The sequence below is a fragment of the Streptomyces sp. NL15-2K genome (assembly GCF_030551255.1).
Classification (GTDB): domain Bacteria; phylum Actinomycetota; class Actinomycetes; order Streptomycetales; family Streptomycetaceae; genus Streptomyces.
The window spans coordinates 7,214,499-7,235,073 of the sequence record NZ_CP130630.1 but is presented as its reverse complement, the minus strand read 5'-3'; the positions used below and the strand labels follow the sequence as shown (position 1 = coordinate 7,235,073).

The window sequence follows — 20,575 nt, the reverse complement described above, 5'->3', positions numbered from 1 at the left end:
GTCTGACCTGCGTATTCCCCCGCTCCGGGCGCCATTGTCAGTGCCCTGCGGTAGCTTCCAAAGTGCCGAGCGTGAACACGCGCGCGGACAGGTACGGCCACAGGGGTGGGTGGACGATGACGAACGGCACGGCGACGACGGCAGACCTCGACGTCAGACTCGAGAAACACCGAACAGAACTGACCGGCTACTGCTACCGCATGCTCGGCTCCTCCTTCGAGGCCGAGGACGCGGTCCAGGACACGCTGGTCCGAGCCTGGCGCAGCTACGACAAGTTCGAGGGCCGCTCCAGCCTCCGCTCATGGCTCTACCGCATCGCGACGAACGTCTGCCTGGACATGCTGACGGCCGGCAACAAACGCGCCCGGCCCATGGACCTCACCGAGTCCACCCCTCTCGCCCAGGCCGCCCTCTCCCCCCGCCCGGACAACACCTGGCTGGAACCCATGCCCGACGCACGCGTGCTTCCCACGACAGACGACCCGGCAGAGGCGGCCATCGCCAAGGAGTCCGTGCGGCTGGCCTTCATGGCCGCCCTGCAGCAGCTCCCGCCCAAGCAGCGCGCCGTGCTGATCCTGCGCGAGGTGCTGGCCTGGAAGGCGAGCGAGGTCGCCGAGCTGCTCGGCACCTCGGTCGCCTCGGTCAACAGCGCGTTGCAGCGGGCCCGGGCGACGCTCGCCGAGCGGGACGGGCAGGGCGCCGGCGCGGTCGTCTCCGACCCGCTGGACGAGGAGCAGCAGAAGCTCCTGGAGCGCTATGTGGCGGCGTTCGAGGGCTATGACATGACGGCGCTGACGGCTCTGCTGGCCGAGGACGCCGTCATGACGATGCCGCCGTTCGACCTGTGGCTGACCGGCCACCAGGACATCACGGGCTTCATGACGACGCTCGGCGCCCCCTGCGCGGGCTCGCGTCTGCTACCCGTCCAGGTCAACGGCCTGCCCGGGTTCGCCCAGTACAAGCCGGACCCGGAGAAGGGCGGCTTCACCCCGTGGGCGGTGCAGGTGCTGGAGATATCAGAGGGCCGGATCACCGGGTTCCACTGCTTCCTCGACACCCAGCGCTGGTTCCCGCTGTTCGGGCTGCCTCTCCACCTCGAAGCGGAGGCCGACCAGGTCGAGGAGGGCGCGTAGGGCGGGGTCGGGGTCGCGCAGCCGGATCCTGCCCCCGGCCCGCCGGGCCGTGAGCTCCATCCGGGCCAGCAGGTCGACGGCGCCGAGCCCCGGCGGCCCGAGCCCTCCGACATCGCACACCACGACGCTCGGCCCACGAGCCCCCGTGGCTTCCAGCAGCGCCCGTACGTCGTCGCACAGCCCGGTCACCTCGTCCCTGGTGACGGGGCCGGTCAGCATGAGTACAGCGGGTGTCATGGCGTCCACGATCTGTAGACCTGGCGGGTGGGCGTAACTCATCGGAACTCCTCGGAACTCCGCTGAGCCGATCAAGATCACATTGACCTGCGCCCCGCCTTCCCCGGAGGGTTGGGTGTATGCCCCACAGATCAGCGTCTCCCTGCCCGGCCGACGGACTCCTCACCTGCGGGGAGATTCCGTGCAGGGGGTGTTGACGGGCTTCGCGGTGATCGCCGTCGTCATCGGCGTCGGCTATGCGATCGGCCGGGGCGGCCACCTCGGCGACCACGGCCGCGAGGTGCTGACCAGGCTCGCCTTTCACGTGGCCTCACCTGCCCTGCTGTTCACGACGCTGGCGCGGACCGACCTGTCGCTGATCTTCTCAAGCCGTCTGCTGGTGACCGCGCTGAGCACGGCAGCGGCGGCGGGGATCTTCGTCGCGGTGGGTGTCGTACGCGGCTGGGGCCTGGGCCGGACGACGATCGGCGCGCTGTGCTCCAGCTACGTCAACTCCGGCAATCTCGGCATCCCGATCGCCGTGTACGTCCTGGGCGACGCCTCGCTGGTGGCGCCGGTGCTGCTGTTCCAGCTCCTCGTCCTCACGCCCGTCGCCCTGACGATCCTGGACCTGGCGGGCAAGGGCGAGAGCGACAAGGGCCCTGTGTGGCAGCGCCTGCTGACGCCCCTGCGCAACCCGATAGCGGCGGGCTCACTGGCCGGGGTCGCGGTCTCGGCGGCCGGCATCCGCGTCCCGTCCCCCGTCATGGACCCCCTGACCCTGATCGGCAACATGTCCGTCCCGGCGGTCCTGCTCGCCTTCGGCATCTCCTTGTGCGGCAGCGCGATGCCCGGCCGGGGCGCCGACCGCCACCCGGTCCTGCTGTCGGTCGCGCTGAAGTCGGTGGTCCAGCCGGTGGTGGCCTGGGCGCTGGCGGCGGGGGTGTTCGGGCTGCACGGGGCGCCCTTGCTCGACGTGGTGGTGACCTCGGCTCTCCCCGCCGCCCAGAACCTCTTCACGTACGCGAGCCGCTATCGCGTCGGCGAGGGGTTGGCGCGGGACTCGATACTGCTGTCGACGGTGCTGTCCGTGCCGGTGCTGGTGGCGGTGGCGGCGCTGCTCGGCTGACGCGGACCCACGGGCCGCCGGCCTACGGAAAGGGCCGGGACCTGCGAGGAAGGCCCGGCCTCTCTCCCGTACGTCAGGCAATACCGCACGTCAGTGGACACGGCACGTCGGTGGACACCGCGCGTCAGGCAATACGCTCCAGCACCACCGGCGAAGCCGTGAAGTCCGTCCCCAGCGCCGCGATGTCGTACGAGCCCTCCACCGCCTCCAGCGCGTACGCGAACCGCTCCGGCGTGTCCGTGTGGAGTGTCAGCAAAGGCTGGCCCTCCGTCACCGTGTCGCCCGGCTTGGCGTGCATCTCCACGCCCGCGCCCGCCTGCACCGGGTCCTCCTTGCGGGCGCGTCCGGCGCCCAGGCGCCAGGCGGCGATGCCGATGTCGTAGGCGTCGAGGCGGGTCAGGACGCCCGAGGACGGGGCCTTGATCACGTGCTGCTCACGCGCCACCGGCAACTCCGCGTCCGGGTCGCCGCCCTGGGCCGCGATCATTCGGCGCCAGACGTCCATCGCCGAGCCGTCGGCCAGGGCCTTCGCCGGGTCGGCGTCCTTCACGCCGGCCGCGTCGAGCATCTCGCGCGCCAGGGCCAGGGTCAGCTCCACCACATCGGAAGGGCCGCCGCCGGCGAGGACCTCGACCGATTCCCTGACCTCCAGCGCGTTGCCCGCCGTCAGGCCGAGCGGCGTCGACATGTCCGTCAGGAGGGCCACCGTCCTCACCGCGTGGTCCGTGCCCAGGCCGACCATCGTCGACGCCAGTTCGCGGGCGTCCTCCAGCGTCTTCATGAAGGCGCCCGTGCCCACCTTCACGTCCAGGACCAGCGAGCCCGTGCCCTCCGCGATCTTCTTGGACATGATCGAGGAGGCGATCAGGGGGATCGCCTCGACCGTGCCGGTCACGTCGCGCAGTGCGTAGAGCTTCTTGTCCGCCGGTGCCAGGCCGTCGCCCGCCGCGCAGATCACCGCGCCGGCGCCGTCCAGGACCGAGAGCATCTCCTCGTTCGAGAGCAGTGCCCGCCAGCCGGGGATCGACTCCAGCTTGTCCAGCGTGCCGCCGGTGTGGCCCAGGCCCCGGCCCGACAGCTGTGGGACCGCCGCGCCGCACGCCGCCACCAGCGGGGCCAGCGGGAGGGTGATCTTGTCGCCGACGCCGCCCGTCGAGTGCTTGTCCGCGGTCGGGCGGGACAGCGTCGAGAAGTCCATGCGCTCGCCGGAGGCGATCATCGCGGCCGTCCAGCGGGCGATCTCCCGGCGGTTCATGCCGTTGAGCAGGATCGCCATGGCGAGCGCGGACATCTGCTCGTCGGCGACCTCCCCGCGGGTGTACGCGTCGATGACCCAGTCGATCTGCTCGTCGCTGAGCTCACCGCGGTCCCGCTTGGTGCGGATGACGGAGATGGCGTCCATGGCCATGGCTTGGCCTTCCTTCCGAAAAACATTCAGAAACCGCGCGGCCCCCTGAGCGACTGGCGCGAGCGACTCAGAGGGGCCGCACGGGAGTTACTTGGTGAGATGCCCCGGCCCGAAGGCCTGCGGCAGCATCCAGGACAGCGGCAGGATGCCCGCCGGGGTCTCCAGGAGCATGCCCGGGCCGCCGAACTCGTACAGCAGCTGGCGGCAGCGGCCGCACGGGACGAGGACCTCGCCCCGCCCGTCCACGCACACGAAGTGCGTCAGCCGGCCGCCGCCGGTGAGCTGCAGCTGCGAGACCAGCCCGCATTCGGCGCACAGGCCGATGCCGTAGGAGGCGTTCTCGACATTGCAGCCCGTCACCGTGCGGCCGTCGTCGACCAGGGCGGCGGCGCCGACCGGGTAGCCCGAGTACGGGGCGTACGCCCGGGACATGGCGTCCCGGGCCGCCGTACGCAGTGCCTCCCAGTCGACGTCGGTCACTTGCCCTGTCCCTTCCGGTACGGCATGCCGTCCGCCTTCGGCATCCGCAGGCGCTGGGCCGACAGGGCGAGGACGACGAGCGTGATGACGTACGGGGTGGCGGAGACGACCTGGTTCGGGACCTCGTCGGTGGCGGCGTACCAGGCGAAGACCAGGGCGCCGACGACCGCGGTGATCACGGCCTGGACGTACTTCTTCCGGACCACCAGCCAGATCGCGCCGATGATCAGCAGCAGCGCGCCGAGCAGCAGCAGCGCGTGGACGTTCACGGAGCCGCCGCGCAGGTTGAGGCTGTCGGTGTAGCCGAACAGGCCCGCGCCGATGGCGAGACCGCCCGGCATCCAGTTGCCGAAGATCATCGCGGCGAGACCGATGTAGCCGCGGCCGCTGACCTGGCCCTCCAGGTAGAAGGGGTTGGCCACGGTGGAGAGGAAGACGCCGCCTAGGCCGGCCAGGCCGCCGGAGATGATCACGGCCAGGTACTTGTACTTGTAGACGTTGACGCCGAGGGACTCCGCGGCGACCGGGTTCTCACCGCAGGAGCGCAGGCGCAGGCCGAAGGCGGTGCGCCACAGGATCCACCAGCTGGCGGGGACCAGCGCCACGGCGATCAGGGTCAGCCAGGAGACGTTGGTGACCAGCCCGCCGAGCAGGCCGGCGATGTCCGAGATCAGGAACCAGCCCTTTTCGTTGAGGTCCCTGAGCGCGTCGGACAGGCCGGGAACCGTGAAGTCGCCGAGGGAGTCCACCGCCGGTGACTGCTTGGCGGAGCCGCCCTGGTGGCCCTCGAAGGCGAGGGGGGCGAGGTAGCGGGTGGCGCCGAGGGCGAGGATGTTGATGGCCACACCGGAGACGATGTGGTTGACGTTGAAGGTGACGGTGACGATGGCGTGCAGCAGGCCGCCGATCGCGCCGCCGATGATGCCGACCAGGACACCGGTCCACGGGCCCCACTGGAATCCGGCCCAGGCACCGAACCAGGTGCCGAGGATCATCATGCCCTCGAGGCCGATGTTGACGACGCCCGCGCGCTCGGCCCACAGGCCGCCGAGGCCGGCGAGGCCGATCGGCACGGCGAGCTGGAGCGCGGTGGACATCTGGCTGACGTTCGTGATGCCGTCGGCGCCGGTGATGAGGCGGACGATCGAGGTGAGCGCCAGTCCGCCGGCGATGATCAGCAGCAGGACGGGCCACGACAGGCGGCGGCCGGTCGGCGCCGCGGGCTGCAGCGTGGGCTGGTTGAGGTCGGTCACGGTGGTCATCGGCCGGCCACCTCCTTCAGGGAGTTGTTGCCGTCGGTGGATTCGGAGGAGCCGAGGACGTGACCGGCGGCCAGCTCCGCGCCGACCCGGCGCTGCTGGCGGCGCAGGCCCCACTCGCGGACGGCCTCGTAGGAGACGACGACCGAGAGCACGATCAGGCCTTGCATGATGACCGCGATCTCCTTGTCGTATCCGTGGAAGTCCAGCTCGGGCGAGGCCTTGTCGAGCCACGCCCACAGCAGGGCGGCGAAGGCGATGCCGACCGGGCTGTTGCGGCCCAGCAGGGCGATGCCGATGCCGAGGAAGCCGATGCCGGTGGGGAAGTTCAGGTTGTAGGTGTGCGCGTCGCCGAGCAGGATCGGCAGGCCCGCGAGACCGGCGATGCCGCCGGAGAGCAGCATGGCCGTGAGCACCATGCGCTTGGGGTCGACACCACTGGCCGCGGCGGCGGACTCCGAGGCGCCGGAGGCGCGCAGGTCGAAGCCGAAGCGGGTGCGGTTGAGGGCGACCCAGTAGCCGATGCCGAGCAGCACGGCGAGGATGACCAGGCCGTAGATCTCGCCGGCCGCGCCCATGTCGATGCCGGGCACCCAGCCCGAGGAGTGCATGTCGCCGGTGGTGTTGTTGTTGCCGACCTTGACGCCGAAGACGTTCGGCAGCCACAGGTAGGCGATGACGGAGGTGGCGATCGCGTTGAGCATGATCGTCGCGACGACCTCGCTGACCCCGCGGGTGACCTTGAGGACACCGGCGATGCCGGACCAGAAGGCGCCGGTGCAGGCGGCGGTCAGGAGCAGCAGCGGGACCTGGAGGGCGGCCGGCAGGTTGGCGTGGGCGCCGACGATCGCGGCCATCATGGCGGCGAGCTGGTACTGGCCGTCGACGCCGATGTTGAACAGGTTCATCCGGAAGCCGATGGCCACCGCGAGCGCGGCGATGTAGTACATCGAGGCCTGGTTGATGATCAGGACCTGGATGTCGGAGAACGAGGCCTGCTCGAACATGATCGAGAACGGCTCGACCGGGTTCTTGCCCGAGGAGACCAGCACGATCGCGCTCAGGGCGAAGGCCACGGCGAGCGCGATGACCGGTCCGGCCACCGCGAGGAGCACGCGCTCCCTGTCGAACTTCTTCATCAGCGGGCCTCGTCTTCCGGAGCCTCGGGAGACTTACGGATCTCGGGGATGTGTGCGCCGGGCTCGGCGGTCTCTTCGTGCTCCAGGTGGCCGGTCGCGGCACCGGTCATGGCGGAGCCGAGCTCCTCCGGGGTGATGGTGGCCGGGTCGGCGTCGGCGACCAGCATGCCGTTGTAGATCACGCGGAGGGTGTCGGACAGGCCGATCAGCTCATCCAGGTCGGCGGAGATCAGCAGCACGGCCAGGCCCTCGCGGCGGGCCTCACGGATGTGGTCCCAGATCGCGGCCTGCGCGCCGACGTCCACACCGCGGGTGGGGTGGGCGGCGATGAGGAAGCGCGGCTTGTGGCTCATCTCGCGGCCGACGATCAGCTTCTGCTGGTTGCCGCCGGACAGGGAGGCGGCGGTGACGTCGATGCCGGGGGTGCGGACGTCGTACGCCTCGACGATGCGCCGGGTGTCGTCCTGGGCGGCCTTCGGGTCCAGCCATACGCCCTTGGCGTTGGGCTTCTCGGTGACGTGGCCGAGGATGCGGTTCTCCCAGAGGGGGGCCTCCAGGAGCAGGCCGTGGCGGTGGCGGTCCTCGGGGATGTAGCCGATGCCCTGCTCGCGGCGCCGGCGGGTGGGCCAGGCGGTGATCTCCTCGTCGATCAGTGTGATCCTGCCGGAGTCGGCGTGCTTGAGGCCGATGAGCGCGTCGACCAGTTCGGTCTGGCCGTTGCCCTCGACGCCGGCTATGCCCAGCACCTCGCCCGCGTGGATGGTGAAGCTGATGTCGTCGAGGAGGGCCTTGCCGCCGGGTGCCTCCAGGCGCAGCTTGTCGACGGTGATGACCGGGCGGTCGGTGACCGTGGACTCGGCGGTCTCGGGCGTGGGCAGTTCGCTGCCGACCATCATCTCGGCGAGCTGGCGCGGGGTGGTCTCGGCGGGGACGGCGGTGCCGACGGTCGTGCCGCGGCGGATGACGGTGATCTCGTCGGCGACCGAGAGGACCTCGCCCAGCTTGTGGGAGATGAAGATGACCGACAGTCCCTCGGAGCGGAGCTCGCGGAGGTTGGCGAAGAGCGCGTCCACCTCCTGCGGCACCAGGACGGCCGTCGGCTCGTCCAGGATCAGGGTGCGGGCGCCGCGGTAGAGGACCTTGAGGATCTCCACGCGCTGGCGGGCGGCGACGCCGAGTTCCTCCACCAGGACGTCGGGGCGGACCTCGAGGCCGTAGCGCTCGGAGATCTCCTTGATCTTGCGGCGGGCGCGGGCGCCGATGCCGTACAGCTTCTCGCTGCCCAGGACCACGTTCTCGAGCACCGTCAGGTTGTCGGCGAGCATGAAGTGCTGGTGCACCATGCCTATGCCCCGGACGATGGCGTCGGCCGGCGACGAGAAGCTCACCTGCTCGCCGTCGATCGCGATGGTGCCCTCGTCCGGCTTCTGCATGCCGTAGAGGATCTTCATCAGGGTCGACTTGCCGGCGCCGTTCTCGCCGACGAGGGCGTGGACGGTGCCCTTGCGGACGGTGAGATGGATGTCGTGGTTGGCCACGACGCCCGGGAAACGCTTGGTGATCCCGGCGAGTTCGACGGCGGTCGTCTGACCGGCGACCGCCGCTCCGGCCGGAGGGCTGCTGGACGCGTTTATGGCGCACTCTCCTGGGGACGGGGGTCGTCTACGCGCGTAGCGCCCCTACGGCATCGAAAGGGGCCCGACGCCCGTGACAACGGGGTACGGGGAGACAGCCTCCCCGTACCCCGTTGAGCGGACGTAACCCCGGGGTTACACGCTGCTCGGGGTGTTGCTCAGTCAACTGCTCGGGTGTTGCACGATCAGCTGCTCTTGACCTTGATCTCGCCGCTGATGATCTTCTCCTTGGCCGTCTTGATGGCTTCCTGGACCTCGGCGTCATCCGCGAACTTCGGGTTGGAGTTCGACAGGCCCACCTCGCCGGTCTTCAGATCGCCCCTGACGATACCGGTCTCGGGTTTGCCGTCCTCGACCGACTTGGCCAGGCTGTACACCGCCTTGGCGACGTCCTTCATCGCCGAGGTCAGGATGGAGTCCTTGTACTTCGCGAGGGCTTCCTGCTGGTACTGGTCGGAGTCGACCCCGATCGCCCAGACCTTGTTGGCGGCGGCGGCCTCGATCACGCCCTGGCCGGACAGACCGGCGGCCGCGTAGACGACGTCGGCCTTCTTCTCGATCTGGCCCTCGGCGGCCGTCTTGCCCTTGTCGGGGCTGGCGAAGCCACCCTCCTCGGCGGTCTGGGTGAGGTACTGGGACAGGACCTGGACCTTGGGGTCGGTGTCCTTGACGCCCTGCGCGAAGCCCGCCTGGAACTTGTGGATCAGCGGGATGTCCACGCCGCCGACGAAGCCGACGACGTCGCTCTTGGTGTTCTTGGCGGCGGCGACACCGGCGAGGTAGGAGGCCTGTTCCTCGGAGAAGACCAGGTCGGCGACGTTCTTCGCGCTGATCGTGGAGTCGTCCACGATGCCGAAGGTGGTGTCCGGGTACTTCGCCGCGGCCTCCTTGACGGCAGGCGCGTACGCGTAGCCGACGCCGATCACCGGGTTGTGGCCCTGCTTCGCCAGCGAGACCAGGCGCTGGGTCTTGTCGGCGTCCGTCTCGCCCTCGGTGGGCTCGATGTCGGCCGTGTCGTAGCCGAACTCCTTCTTCGCCTGCTCCAGGCCCGCGTACGCCGCGTCGTTGAAGGACTGGTCGCCCTTGCCGCCGACGTCGTACGCGATGGCGAGACCCATGTTGCCCTTCTCGTCCGACGAGCCGGACGTCGAGGTGGAGCCGCAGGCGGCGAGGGCGAGGGCCAGAGAGGCGGTCGCTGCGCCTGCGACCGAGATCCGGGAAATCCGGCGCATGTGTGGTGCTCCTGTCGTACAAGCTTGTACAAGCGCCGGACGGTTCGGCTGCGGCGCTGGCTTCGCCGCAGATTAACGCGCGTAGACCTGCCTGAAAACCCCTTCTGTCCACCTTGTTATCGGGCCGTGGCCGAGGCGACGCGCGCCTGTCCGGCGGATCAGGTTTCAGGGAAGCGACGGTTCTATTTTCGGCGCAGGTGAGCGGGGCGATGGGCCACGCGAGCGAGGACGACGGCACCGATCGTCGGCAGATTGCGGACGGCCGGGTCGGTGATGCGAGTGAACGCTTTGTGCACAACACCGGCGGCCACGCCTGGCACCATTGACGACCGCAAGTGAGCCGGCACCGCACTGCGCCGGATCCGGACCAGCGCCACCCGGACTTCGAGGTCGGGACAGGATTGCCGGTCGTGAGGCCACGGTCGACTACTGCTTCATGGTGAAGCTGCCGGGCCGGCTCGCCGACGAGCCCAGAGGTAGCCGACGACGAGCCCGCCGATCACGATCACCTCGAAGACCACATCCACCAAGTGGTCCCCGAGGCAAACCAGCAGCAGTCCGAACAGTCCAGCGGCAAGCACCGCGCCGAAGGATGCCACCAACTGGTGCCGCGCCGTCCAGCCGTGCCGCATCCAGCGGGCCACGATCGCCGCGGCGGCGATGGCGACCAGCACGGCTGCGAGCACCCACCATACGAACGGTATGCCGCCGCCGATGAATGCCATCAGGTGGAAGGCGAACCAGACCAGTCCGAAGCCCAGCCCCGTCCACCCGGCGCGCATCGTCCCGGGCAGCCGCCGCGGTACACGCGGTGTGTCTCGGGCCCGGCAGCGCGACGCGGCACCGATCAGCAGTCCCACGATCGCGAGCACCGCGCCGATCTCGACGATGGAGAGGCGGAAATCCGACCGCAGAAGAGAAATCAGCGTGAAGAGCGCCGTACCGAGGGCGAACACCCCACCGAAGACCGGCAACTTCCGTGGCGACAACCACGGGGACCCGCTCTCCCGGGGGAACAGGACATGCACCACGCCAATGGGAATGAGCACGCTCCACACGACGTGGTACCCGCACACGAGCACGGCCCAGAACCAGTTCACCCCGGCGGCGCGGCCGTACATCGTCTCGCCGTCCATCCCCTGCGGATTGAAGATCGTCTGCAGGGCGAGGCCTTCCTCGATCAGCGCGTAGGCGACACCGAGCAGAACTGTCCCCCACCCGTTGAGCCGCAGGCGTTGCGCGATCTCGCGCACCAGGACGACACCGGCACCGTAGAAGCACAGGATCGAGACCACCCGCAAGGGCTCCACGAAATAACTCAGGCGCAACGCCGCGCCCACCACCTCGCCCAGCAAGGGAGCCATGAGAAACAGCGTCACCACCGGGGCCACCCGGTGCCGAGCGGCGCCCGAGCCGACCTGGGCGACATCCCTGGCGGTCGGTGGATCGGGTGGCGTCTTCATTCCCACGCTTCTGGTCCTCTGTTTCACCTGTTGGCTGCCGTCCCGGTGGAGTTCCGCGATGTCGTTCCGGCCGCGCCGCCACCTTGGTGCGTCAGATGGTGCTGTCGGGCGTGCCTTCCGCGCACGAGTAGCCGTGCCGGACGAAGGCGCTGACAAGGCGTCGTGGGTTCAGATCGCAATCCTGGCGTGTGAGCTCCTGGCCGTTCTGATCAAGCAGGATGAGCTGTTTCCTCGCCAAGAGCACCTGGCCGATCTCGTCGCACGGGAACTCCCGTCGTCCGTCCTGGATGGTCAGGACCACACGCTCGGCCGAGACGGTCACCGACAAGGACTCGTGGGCCGCGACGACTCCCAGCAGAAGCCCGGCCACTGCCCCCACAGCGGCGACGACGATGGTGGGCCAAGGGCTGGGGAGCACGGTCAGGAGCTTGGTCGGTCCTATCCGTGGCCCCCAGGACTGGGCCGTCAGCCATTCCCAGACCAGTTCACCGAGTCCGCCGATGACCGTCCCGCCCACGGTGCACACCAGGATGACGGCCAGCGGGGAGTCAGCGACCACGGTGGCATCGGCCGTGGGGGAAACCGGACGTTGACGGAAGTTCATGTCTGCGAGTCTGTCGCCGCCCAGGACGGCCGCGTAATCCGCCGATGGTCGACTCCACGGCGACCAAAGTCTGACAGCCCGCGTCGCAATGAGTGAACAGCACGGTTGTGCCGGGAACGCCGAAGCGGGCGGGCGCTCTCGGCGCCCGCCCGCTCATGACCTCGCGGTAGTGGGTGTACTACCCGGTCCGCTACTCGAACTACTACTCGGTGTACTACTCGGTCTTGACCTTGATCGAGCCGTCGATGATGCCCGCCTTGGCCTTGGCCACGGCGTCGGAGAGGCCCGCGATCTTCGCGAACTCGGGGTTGGTCTCGGCCAGGCCGACGCCGTTCACCTTCAGGTCGAAGGTCTGGACGCCGGTCAGCGGCTTGCCGTCCTTGACGGACTTGGCCAGGGCGTACACCGCGCCGCCGACGTCCTTGAGGGCGGAGGTGAGGATGTAGTTCTTGTACTGGGCGAGGGCGGCCTGCTGGTACTGGTCGGAGTCGACGCCGATCGCCCAGACCTTCGCCTTGGCCGCGGCCTCGATCACGCCCTGACCGGACAGACCGGCCGCCTGGTAGACGACGTCGGCCTTCTTCTCGATCTGGCCCTCGGCGGCGGCCTTGCCCTTGTCCGGGCTGGCGAAGCCGCCTTCCTCGGCGGTCTGGGTCAGGTACTGCGAGACGACCTTGACCTTGCCGCCGCTGGTCTCCTGGACGCCCTGCTTGTAGCCGGCCTCGAACTTGTGGATCAGCGGGATGTCGACACCGCCCACGAAGCCGACGGTGTTCGTCTTGGTGGCCTTGGCGGCGGCGACGCCGGCGAGGTAGGAGGCCTGCTCCTCGGCGAAGACGAGGGAGGCGACGTTCTTTTCCTCGACCACGGAGTCGACGATCCCGAAGGTGGTCTTCGGGTACTTGGCGGCCACCTTCTTCATCGCGGGGCCGTAGGCGAAGCCGATGCCGATGACGGGGTTGTAGCCCTGCCGCGCCAGCGAGGCCAGGCGCTGCTCCTTGTCGGCGTCGGTCTCGCCCTCGTTGGGCTCGACGTCGTCGGTCTTGTAGCCGAACTCCTTCTGGGCCTTCTCCAGGCCGGCGTACGCGGCGTCGTTGAAGGACTGGTCGCCCTTGCCGCCGATGTCGTAGGCGATGGCGAGCCCGAGGTCCTCCTTCTGGGCGCCGCTGTCTTCGTTCTCACTGCTGGTGCCACCACAGGCCGTGGCGGCGAGTGCGAGCGACGCGACCCCCACCGCGACGCGGGTCAGTTTGGATATCGGACGCATCAGAAGTTCCCCATTCTCCAAGCCCCGCAGTGGGTGCTGAGTTCGGCGCAGAGTAACGCGCGTAGACACTCCTGGGAACGGGGTTCCGCCTGGCCGTTATCCATTCGTGCCGATGGCCGGTTACGTCCTTGTGAACCACCGGATCGAAAGGTGTGCTTGGGACGCCGCACCGCTCCGGTCCCGTGACTCTCCGTACCGGAAGGGGGGCGAGCAGTGAGTGCTCGTATCGCGTCCTAGTACTCCAGCAGGACTAGTGCCGCGGCAGGCAACGTTTGCCCGTCAAGGAGCGGCGTCCGGTGCGTGCTCTCGGCGTGCCGGGCGCAGGCCCTCGTACTGGATGTACTTGGGTCTGTGCCCGGTGCGGCGAGAGTGCGTGCCGGGCGTCGCGACGGGGCGAACGTTGCCTGCCGCGGCACTAGATGCCGCCGTCGATGAGCGCCGCCGCGGTGAAGAGTTCCACGCCCACGGTGATCGCCGACTCGTCGACGTCGAAGTCGCCCTGGTGGAGGTCGCTCACGGTCCGCTCGCCGGGTGGGCGGACGCCGAGGCGGGCCATGGCGCCGGGCACGTGTTCCAGGTACCAGGAGAAGTCCTCGCCGCCGAGGCTCTGCTCGGTGCCCTCGACGGAGTCCGCGCCGAGGCGGGCCGTCATGGCGTCCCGGAGCAGCTCGATCGTCCCCGCGTCGTTGACCACGGGCGGGACCCCGCGCACGTAGTTGATCTCCGACTTGGCGCGGTGCAGGTTGGCGACCTCGTCGATCGCGGCGATCACGATGTCGGGGGCCTGCCGCCACGCGTCGATGTCCAGGCACCGTACGGTCGCGGAGAGCTCGGCGTGCTGCGGGATCACGTTCGGGGCGTGGCCCGACTCGATCCGGCCCCAGGTCACCGCCAGTCCGGCGCGGGTGTCGACGCGGCGGGCGACGATGGCGGGCACGTCGGTGACGACCCGGGCGGCGGCCGTCACCAGGTCGGTGGTCAGGTGGGGGCGTGCGGTGTGGCCGCCGGGGCCCTCGAGGGCGATCTCCAGCCGGTCGCAGGCCGAGGTGATGGCCCCCGCCCGCAGCCCGATCTTCCCGGCGTCGACCCGGGGGTCGCAGTGCACGGCGATCATCCGCCCGACCCCTTCGAGCACTCCGCAGTCGATGGCGTCGGCGGCGCCGCCGGGCAGCACCTCCTCCGCGGGCTGGAAGAGCAGCCGCACGGGCCGGGGCAGCAGCCCCTGTCTGTCCAGGTCGGCGAGGACGAGCCCGGCGCCCAGCACCACGGTGGTGTGCACGTCGTGGCCGCAGGCGTGGGCGCGGTCCGGCACGGTGGACCGGTACGGGCACTCGGTCTTCATGTCCGGGATGGGCAGGGCGTCGATGTCGGCACGGAGGGCGAGCACGGGCTGCTCGTCCGAGTCGCCGATGTCACAGACGAGACCGGTCCCCATGGCGAGCACACGCGGCTTCAGGCCGGCCTTCTCCAGCCGCTCCTTGATCGCCGCGGTTGTGCGGAACTCCTGGTTGCCGAGTTCCGGGTGCATGTGCAGATCGCGGCGGAAGGCGATGAGCTCGTCACGGAGCGCCTCGGGCAGCGCGCCGGGAAGCAGAGCTTCCCCGGGAAGATCGGCCTCGGACTGTAGTGACATCAAGTCGTTCACCCTCTGAAGGGTAGGACGCCCGGGCGGTCGACTGACCTCGATCAACAAAAGATCAGCCCGTCAGGGGAAGAAAATCTGACCGCCGAACGCATATGTACCGTTCCGGATGGGTACACTCGCCCGACTTTTCGGGCGAGTGGATGCCGGGTGACGCCGGTGACACGCCGCATGACACCCATCCACTACCTCACGCATACCACGCCTCGCGTGTGAGACGCCTGTCTGTTCACCTGTCGGACTGTTCATCTGTAGGTCGGGTGGGCGTGTTGGTCGCCTCAGTAGGGTGCGGCAGCGTGAGTATCGAAAGCCCGGATTTCATAGCGGCCGTCCGTGCGTCGTACGACGCGATCGCCGCCCCCTACAGCGAGCGCTTGGCCGACTGGCTCGACGGCAGACCCCTGGACCGCACGCTGGTCACGGCCTTCGCCGAGCTGGTGTCCGCCACCGGGTCGGCCCCCGTGGCGGACCTGGGCAGTGGCCCCGGGCACGTCACCGCGCGGCTGCACGCGCTCGGCCTGCCGGTGTTCGGAGTGGACGTCTCGCCCCGGATGGTGGAGCTGGCCCGCCGGGCCCACCCCGACCTGCGCTTTCACGTGGGTTCGATGACGTCCCTGGACCTGCCGGACGGGACGCTGGGCGGTATCACCGCGCTCTACTCGATCATCCACGTCCCGGACGACCGCCTGCCGGAGACGTTCGCCGAGTTCCACCGTGTGCTGGTGCCCGGCGGCCATGTGCTGCTCGTCTTCCAGGCCGGCGACAAGGAGGAGCACCTGCACCTGACGGAGCGGTTCGGCCAGGAGATCTCGCTCGACTTCTACCTTCGTACGCCGGACATGGTGGCCGACCAGCTCACCGCGGCGGGCCTCCAGATGCACGCGCGGGTGCTGCGGGAGCCGTACGAGGAGGAGACGCGGCCTCGGGCGTTCCTGCTGGTGAGAAAGCCGACATAGGGAAGTACGTCACAGGAAGCACGTCGCAGGAAGCACGTCGCAGGAAGCGAAGCACGTCGCAGGAAGCACGTCACACCGCGGTGACCGCCGACAGCCGGTGCACGTCGCGGGCCGTACCCGTCACTCCCGACAGGAAGCCCTGGGCCCGCGGCGAGGCGGTCTCCGTCAGCCACTCGGGGTCGATGTCGCACACCGCCACCTTGACCTCCGTGCCGGACAGCGCGAGCGGCAGGGTGTGGACGACGGTCGACGGAAAACTCAGGATCGTTCGGCCGACCGGGCCACGGCGGGCGATCAGTTCCAGGGGGAGGTCGGGGCGGACGATCTCCAGGCCCGTCTCCACGGCCAGCCGGTGGAGCTTGTCCGTGCTCTCCCGGCGGTGGGCGAAGTAGCGGGTCGCGCCGTGCGTCTTCGCCAGGGAGGCGACGGCCTCCAGGTACCGGTCGCCGTCCACCACGCCCGTCTCCACCAGCGAGGTGCCGACCATGTCGGCGCCCTTGGTGATGCGGGGCGGGCCGAAGCGGGAGCGGGTCCAGGCGAAGGAGTTCGCGGTCACCGTCACGCCCGGAGGCATCTCGTCCATGGGCATGGAGGAGAAGATCTCCACCCTGCGGTTCTCCCCCGGGGTCAGACGTTTGCGGGCCGCGGAGGACACCGGCGCGAAGACCAGGTCGCGGGGGCCGGGGCGGCCGCCCTTGCGGTGCCAGCGCACCAGGCGCTCACCGCTGGCCAGCTGGGCGACGAACTCCATCGTGGCCGTGCCGTCGTCGACGACGACCAGGTCGCGGGCCTTGGTGATCGTCAGCAGCAGTTGTACGTAGCGGGAGAAGGGGTCGCCCAGGACGATCCGGTCGGCCTTGCGGAGCATGCCGGCCAGGCCGCCGATGGTCTGGAACGGGGCCATGGCACCGCCCCGCGCCTCCTCCCAGCGGACCTCGTGGCCCTCCTCGCGGGCGAGTTCGGACATGCGGCGCAGCTGGCCGCGGGTCATGGGGTCGATCGGGGACAGGACGACGAGGATGAGCCCCGCGCCGGGCGCATGCGCGTGCGCCCACTCCAGCACGTTCAGCAGCTGTACCGGACTCTCCACGAAGGCGAGAGTGCGTGGGCCGGCGGACCCGGCGCGGGGGCTCATCTAAATACGACCGTCCCGTCGTAAGGGATTCTCTGGTGGGGGGTGGTTCAAAACGGGTTCGGACCGGGTTCGGACACCGGGTTCGACAGAGTTCGACCGGGTTCGGACGGGGTTCGGACACCGGGTTCGACAGGGTTCGACCGGGTTCGGACCGGACTCAGACCGAGACGGGCTCGCCCGCCGCCGCCGCGATCTCCGCCTCGGCGACGACACCGCTGACGCGGCGCAGCTTCTTCATCGGGCCGAGCTCGGACTCGTAGACCTTCTTCACGCCGTCACCGAGGGAGGCCTCGATGGTGCGGATGTCGCGCACCAGGCGCGTGAGGCCCTGCGGCTCGACCGAGGCGGCCTGGTCGGAGCCCCACATGGCGCGGTCCAGGGTGATGTGGCGCTCCACGAAGGTGGCGCCGAGGGCGACCGCGGCCAGCGTGGTCTGCAGGCCGGTCTCGTGGCCGGAGTAGCCGATCGGAACGTTCGGGTACTCCTGCTGGAGGGTGTTGATCACGCGCAGGTTGAGCTCCTCGGCCTTGGCCGGGTAGGTCGACGTGGCGTGGCAGAGCAGGATGTTGTCGCTGCCGAGGACCTCGACCGCGTGGCGGATCTGCTTCGGGGTCGACATGCCGGTGGAGAGGATGACCGTACGGCCGGTGGCGCGCAGGGCGCGCAGCAGCTCGTCGTCGGTCAGGGAGGCGGAGGCCACCTTGTGGGCGGGGACGTCGAACTTCTCCAGGAAGGCGACGGCCTCGGTGTCCCACGGGGAGGCGAACCAGTCGATGTTCTTGGTCTTGCAGTAGTCGTCGATCTGGCGGTACTCGTCCTCGCCGAACTCCACGCGGTGGCGGTAGTCGATGTACGTCATCCGGCCCCAGGGCGTGTCGCGCTCGATGTCCCACTGGTCGCGCGGGGTGCAGATCTCCGGGGTGCGCTTCTGGAACTTGACGGCGTCGCAACCGGCCTCGGCGGCCGCGTCGATCAGCTTGAAGGCGTTCTCCAGCTCACCGTTGTGGTTGATGCCGATCTCGCCGGTGATGTAGACCGGCCGGCCCGGGCCGGCGGTCTTCGAACCGAACTGACGCAGACGGGAGTTGGTGCTCATGGCAGGAACTTTCCTTACTTGTTGAGGGAGTCGAGAGAGGGGCCGAGGATCCAGCTGGCGATCTCTCGGATCGCGCCGTCGCCACCGGGGACGGTGGTGACCGCGCGTGCGGCGCCGCGCACGACGTCGTGGGCGCTCGCGACCGCCACGGGCCAGCCGACGAGGGCGAAGCACGGGAGGTCGTTGACGTCGTTGCCGACGTAGAGCACGCGCTCAGGCGCGATGCCCTGCTCCTCGCACCACTGCTTCAGCGCGAGGTCCTTGCGGTCGATGCCGTGCAGGACCGGGATCTTGAGCTTCCGGGCCCGGGCGGCGACGACCGGGTTCACTTCCGTGGACAGGATCAGCATGTCCAGCCCGCTCTTGCGCAGGGCGGCGATGCCGAGGCCGTCTCCGCGGTGCACGGAGACGAACTCCTTTCCATCGGCGTCGATCAGCACCCGGTCATCGGTCTGGGTGCCGTCGAAGTCGAGTACGACCGCGTCGATGTCGTCGGCGGTCGGGAGGGCGCCGGGGAGGTCCGCGTCGAACAGCGGCGCGAGGGCCCGGGCGCGGGCGAGGTCGTGCGGGTCGTCGATCTCCAGCACGCGGGCCGGGTCGGTGCGTACGAGCTCCGTGTGGCCGAAGAAGCGGTGCTGGTGCTTGCGGAAGCCGGCCGCCTCCATCGCGTAGGCGGCGCCGGTCTCCAGCAGGTCCTGGGGGCGGTCCTGGCGGCGGGGGCGGAAGGACTTGTCGTGGTTGACGCCGTAACCGCCGCTCACGTCTTCGGAGTTGGCCTGATCGGCCGTCTCGGCCGCGTCGTCGGCGTCTCGCCAGATGAAGCCGTGGAAGGGTGCCACGGTCACCGCCGTGTCGGCCCCGTTCTCCACGACCGCGCCGGCCACCCCGTCGATGTCCTCGCGGAGGATGAACGGGCTGGTGCACTGCACGAGCAGCACCACGTCGACGGCCGATCCGTGCAGAGCCTCGTGCGCGTCCATCGCGTGCAGGACCGCGGCCTCCGAGGTCGCCATGTCGCCGGCGATGGCGGCCGGCCGCAGCACGACCTCGGCGCCGGCCTCGCGGGCCGCCGCCGCGATGGCCTGGTCGTCGGTGGAGACGACCACGTCCGTCACCAGGCGGGTCGCGCGGCACTCGCGCACCGCCCGCGCCACCAGCGGCACGCCCCCGACGGGGGCGAGGTTCTTCGCGGGGACGCCCTTGGAGCCGCCGCGCGCGGGGATCACCGCGAGCACCCGGCGCACCGAAGCGCCTTGGCCCGCTTCCGGGTTGGACATGGGTTCAGCTCCTTGAAGTGGGCCTTGAAGTCGGATTGGGGCGGCGGCTCACAGCTCGCCCATCCGCCGGATGACGGGCGCGACCCGCTGCACCCCGTGCCGGTAGGCGCCGCGCGCCGCCCGGCGCACGATCTGCCGGACCGGGCCGGGGTCCTTGTCGGCCGCGGGCGCACCGGGCAGCGGGCTGCCGTCCGGGCCGAGGTGGTGGCGGGCGAGGATGCCGGGCAGGTAGCCGGGGGCGGTCGCGGGTGTGTAGTACGGGATGAGGGGCGGCAGGCCGGCGGGCTGGGCGAGCAGCTTGGCGATGCGCTCGCGGGCCGCGTCGAAGGCGGTGGCGTAGGAGCCGTCCGCGGCGACGCCCTGCCGGGCCACCCACTCCTCGTCGGGCGACGGCCGGTGTCCGGCGTCGAGCTGGTCCCAGGAGGCGAGGCACCCGGAGCCGACGAAGTGGTGGTTGCCGAGCACCTCACGGACGCCGAGGTCGGTGAGGACGACGGTGGGGACACGGCGGTGCAGGGACTCGAGGGCGGCCGTGGAGCTGATGGTCACCAGCAGGTCGGTCCGGTCGAGGACCTCGCCCATGTTGCCGTAGACCAGGCGGAAGTTGGACGGGACGTCCAGCCGCTGCGCCAGCTTCTGGTAGGGCAACTCCTCGATGTGCGTGGTGTGTTCGCCCGGCCTGGAGCGCAGCTTGAGCAGCACCTCGCGCTCGGGGTGCAGCCGCGCGTGCCGAACGAGCCGCTCCAGCAGATACGTACGGTCCTTGCGGCTGACCGGAACGGACGGCTGCGCGGCGAAGACCACGGTGTAGGGCCTTCGCTCTTGCTTCGCAGAGGGGTCGTGCTCACCGGTGTAGGCGGCGCCTCCCAGGAACGGCAGTGCCACCTCGGTCACCGACGTGGCGTCGGCGCCCACTCCTTCGTACACCGCGCGGAAACGCTCCGCGTCCTGGCGGGAGTTGGCGAGGACGAGGTCGGCGCCGTGCCGCAGGAGCAGGCCGTCGGCGAGCTTCTCGTAGACGACGCCGACGTAGCCGGTGACGACGACGGGACGCTTCTCGCGGCCCTCCCACACACGCTTGAGGCCGTGCAGCATCGCCTGGACGCCGCCGCCGACGAGGGCGAGGACGACGAGGTCGTACTCCTCCTCGGCCATGGCGCGCAGGAATTCGACGGCCGTGACCTCCCGCAGGGAATCGGCGCGCACCCCCACCTCTTGAAGCTGGCGCGGAGTGGGCGTGGCCCGGCCGCGCAGCAGGAATCCGCTCAACGCGGGGCGGACTTGCGCGTCCTCGCGCGTTGCGGCTTCCATGGACGGGCCCGGAGCGATGCGGTCCGCGGTCAGCGCACCCCATTTCCAGCGGGTGTCCGAGTCCGCGAGGACGGCGATTCGCGGGGGCTTCGTTTTGCTTGGTGGCACGAGGAAGACGCTAGGAAGCAATTTCTAGGTCCGGCCCAACCGTGAATCAACGAAAAGTTAACAACAGCCCACCGCGAGCCGAACTG

General features: G+C 69.8%; 18 protein-coding genes. 3 read left to right on the top strand and 15 right to left on the bottom strand.

Features of this window, described 5'->3' with window-relative positions:
- Positions 1–116 precede the first annotated feature (116 nt).
- Positions 117–1,133, top strand: coding sequence for a sigma-70 family RNA polymerase sigma factor (locus tag Q4V64_RS32750; RefSeq protein WP_124439645.1), 1,017 nt, complete (start codon positions 117–119; stop codon positions 1,131–1,133).
- Here the strand turns inward: Q4V64_RS32750 and Q4V64_RS32745 are convergent.
- A complete protein-coding gene (locus Q4V64_RS32745) occupies positions 1,017–1,412 on the bottom strand; it encodes an STAS domain-containing protein (protein ID WP_124439646.1) in 396 nt (131 codons plus the stop codon). The genes Q4V64_RS32750 and Q4V64_RS32745 overlap by 117 nt on opposite strands.
- Before the next feature lie 139 nt (positions 1,413–1,551).
- Between Q4V64_RS32745 and Q4V64_RS32740 the strand changes: the two genes are divergently transcribed.
- Positions 1,552–2,478, top strand: a complete 927-nt coding sequence (locus tag Q4V64_RS32740) for an AEC family transporter (protein WP_124439647.1) — start codon at positions 1,552–1,554, stop codon at positions 2,476–2,478.
- A 124-nt stretch (positions 2,479–2,602) separates the two neighbouring features.
- Here the strand turns inward: Q4V64_RS32740 and Q4V64_RS32735 are convergent, their stop codons facing one another.
- The 10 genes from Q4V64_RS32735 to Q4V64_RS32690 form a co-directional block, all read right to left on the bottom strand.
- Positions 2,603–3,880: a thymidine phosphorylase gene (locus Q4V64_RS32735; protein ID WP_172629163.1), complete on the bottom strand. Its 1,278-nt coding sequence runs from the start codon at positions 3,878–3,880 to the stop codon at positions 2,603–2,605.
- A gap of 93 nt (positions 3,881–3,973) precedes the next feature.
- The gene (locus Q4V64_RS32730; protein ID WP_124439649.1) at positions 3,974–4,366 is read right to left on the bottom strand and encodes a cytidine deaminase; all 393 of its coding nucleotides are present in this window, start codon (positions 4,364–4,366) and stop codon (positions 3,974–3,976) included.
- Positions 4,363–5,628 carry an ABC transporter permease gene (locus tag Q4V64_RS32725; protein ID WP_124439650.1) on the bottom strand — a complete coding sequence of 422 codons (1,266 nt, stop codon included), beginning with the start codon at positions 5,626–5,628 and terminating at the stop codon, positions 4,363–4,365. Before Q4V64_RS32725 ends, Q4V64_RS32730 begins: the two co-directional genes overlap by 4 nt.
- Positions 5,625–6,764 (bottom strand): ABC transporter permease, encoded by a 1,140-nt coding sequence (locus Q4V64_RS32720; RefSeq protein ID WP_124439651.1) that lies wholly within the window; start codon positions 6,762–6,764, stop codon positions 5,625–5,627. Before Q4V64_RS32720 ends, Q4V64_RS32725 begins: the two co-directional genes overlap by 4 nt.
- Positions 6,764–8,398 (bottom strand): ABC transporter ATP-binding protein, encoded by a 1,635-nt coding sequence (locus Q4V64_RS32715; protein ID WP_124439652.1) that lies wholly within the window; start codon positions 8,396–8,398, stop codon positions 6,764–6,766. Before Q4V64_RS32715 ends, Q4V64_RS32720 begins: the two co-directional genes overlap by 1 nt.
- A 185-nt stretch (positions 8,399–8,583) precedes the next feature.
- A complete protein-coding gene (locus Q4V64_RS32710; protein WP_124439653.1) occupies positions 8,584–9,630 on the bottom strand; it encodes a BMP family ABC transporter substrate-binding protein in 1,047 nt (348 codons plus the stop codon).
- A gap of 434 nt (positions 9,631–10,064) precedes the next feature.
- Positions 10,065–11,099, bottom strand: coding sequence for a hypothetical protein (locus Q4V64_RS32705; protein WP_124439654.1), 1,035 nt, complete (start codon positions 11,097–11,099; stop codon positions 10,065–10,067).
- An 85-nt stretch (positions 11,100–11,184) separates the two neighbouring features.
- Positions 11,185–11,697: a hypothetical protein gene (locus Q4V64_RS32700; RefSeq protein WP_124439655.1), complete on the bottom strand. Its 513-nt coding sequence runs from the start codon at positions 11,695–11,697 to the stop codon at positions 11,185–11,187.
- Between the two features lie 214 nt (positions 11,698–11,911).
- A complete protein-coding gene (locus tag Q4V64_RS32695) occupies positions 11,912–12,964 on the bottom strand; it encodes a BMP family ABC transporter substrate-binding protein (protein ID WP_124439656.1) in 1,053 nt (350 codons plus the stop codon).
- A gap of 415 nt (positions 12,965–13,379) precedes the next feature.
- Positions 13,380–14,597: a M20 family metallopeptidase gene (locus tag Q4V64_RS32690; RefSeq protein WP_124439657.1), complete on the bottom strand. Its 1,218-nt coding sequence runs from the start codon at positions 14,595–14,597 to the stop codon at positions 13,380–13,382.
- A gap of 305 nt (positions 14,598–14,902) precedes the next feature.
- On the opposite strand from Q4V64_RS32690, the gene Q4V64_RS32685 reads away from it, so the two are divergent.
- Positions 14,903–15,562: a class I SAM-dependent methyltransferase gene (locus Q4V64_RS32685; protein WP_253266908.1), complete on the top strand. Its 660-nt coding sequence runs from the start codon at positions 14,903–14,905 to the stop codon at positions 15,560–15,562.
- Positions 15,563–15,632: 70 nt separating this feature from the next.
- Here Q4V64_RS32685 and Q4V64_RS32680 read toward each other — a convergent pair whose 3' ends face one another.
- The 4 genes from Q4V64_RS32680 to Q4V64_RS32665 all read right to left on the bottom strand — a co-directional run bounded on the left by Q4V64_RS32680 (position 15,633) and on the right by Q4V64_RS32665 (position 20,489).
- Complete coding sequence (locus tag Q4V64_RS32680) at positions 15,633–16,697, bottom strand: hypothetical protein (RefSeq protein WP_124439659.1); 1,065 nt, start codon at positions 16,695–16,697, stop codon at positions 15,633–15,635.
- Between the two features lie 157 nt (positions 16,698–16,854).
- Positions 16,855–17,793 (bottom strand): N-acetylneuraminate synthase family protein, encoded by a 939-nt coding sequence (locus Q4V64_RS32675; RefSeq protein ID WP_124439660.1) that lies wholly within the window; start codon positions 17,791–17,793, stop codon positions 16,855–16,857.
- 14 nt (positions 17,794–17,807) lie between these two features.
- Positions 17,808–19,070 (bottom strand): N-acylneuraminate cytidylyltransferase, encoded by a 1,263-nt coding sequence (locus Q4V64_RS32670; RefSeq protein WP_124439661.1) that lies wholly within the window; start codon positions 19,068–19,070, stop codon positions 17,808–17,810.
- 48 nt (positions 19,071–19,118) lie between these two features.
- Positions 19,119–20,489: a DUF6716 putative glycosyltransferase gene (locus tag Q4V64_RS32665; RefSeq protein ID WP_124439662.1), complete on the bottom strand. Its 1,371-nt coding sequence runs from the start codon at positions 20,487–20,489 to the stop codon at positions 19,119–19,121.
- Positions 20,490–20,575: the final 86 nt, after the last annotated feature.

Bases quoted from the DNA above. Each gene is read 5' to 3' on its own strand.
- Q4V64_RS32750 (WP_124439645.1), top strand. From the start codon at position 117: ATGACGAACGGCACGGCGACGACGGCAGACCTCGACGTCAGACTCGAG.
- Q4V64_RS32745 (WP_124439646.1), bottom strand. From the start codon at position 1,412: ATGAGTTACGCCCACCCGCCAGGTCTACAGATCGTGGACGCCATGACA.
- Q4V64_RS32735 (WP_172629163.1), bottom strand. From the start codon at position 3,880: ATGGACGCCATCTCCGTCATCCGCACCAAGCGGGACCGCGGTGAGCTC.
- Q4V64_RS32725 (WP_124439650.1), bottom strand. From the start codon at position 5,628: ATGACCACCGTGACCGACCTCAACCAGCCCACGCTGCAGCCCGCGGCG.
- Q4V64_RS32720 (WP_124439651.1), bottom strand. From the start codon at position 6,764: ATGAAGAAGTTCGACAGGGAGCGCGTGCTCCTCGCGGTGGCCGGACCG.
- Q4V64_RS32710 (WP_124439653.1), bottom strand. From the start codon at position 9,630: ATGCGCCGGATTTCCCGGATCTCGGTCGCAGGCGCAGCGACCGCCTCT.
- Q4V64_RS32700 (WP_124439655.1), bottom strand. From the start codon at position 11,697: ATGAACTTCCGTCAACGTCCGGTTTCCCCCACGGCCGATGCCACCGTG.
- Q4V64_RS32695 (WP_124439656.1), bottom strand. From the start codon at position 12,964: ATGCGTCCGATATCCAAACTGACCCGCGTCGCGGTGGGGGTCGCGTCG.
- Q4V64_RS32690 (WP_124439657.1), bottom strand. From the start codon at position 14,597: ATGTCACTACAGTCCGAGGCCGATCTTCCCGGGGAAGCTCTGCTTCCC.
- Q4V64_RS32680 (WP_124439659.1), bottom strand. From the start codon at position 16,697: ATGAGCCCCCGCGCCGGGTCCGCCGGCCCACGCACTCTCGCCTTCGTG.
- Q4V64_RS32675 (WP_124439660.1), bottom strand. From the start codon at position 17,793: ATGAGCACCAACTCCCGTCTGCGTCAGTTCGGTTCGAAGACCGCCGGC.
- Q4V64_RS32670 (WP_124439661.1), bottom strand. From the start codon at position 19,070: ATGTCCAACCCGGAAGCGGGCCAAGGCGCTTCGGTGCGCCGGGTGCTC.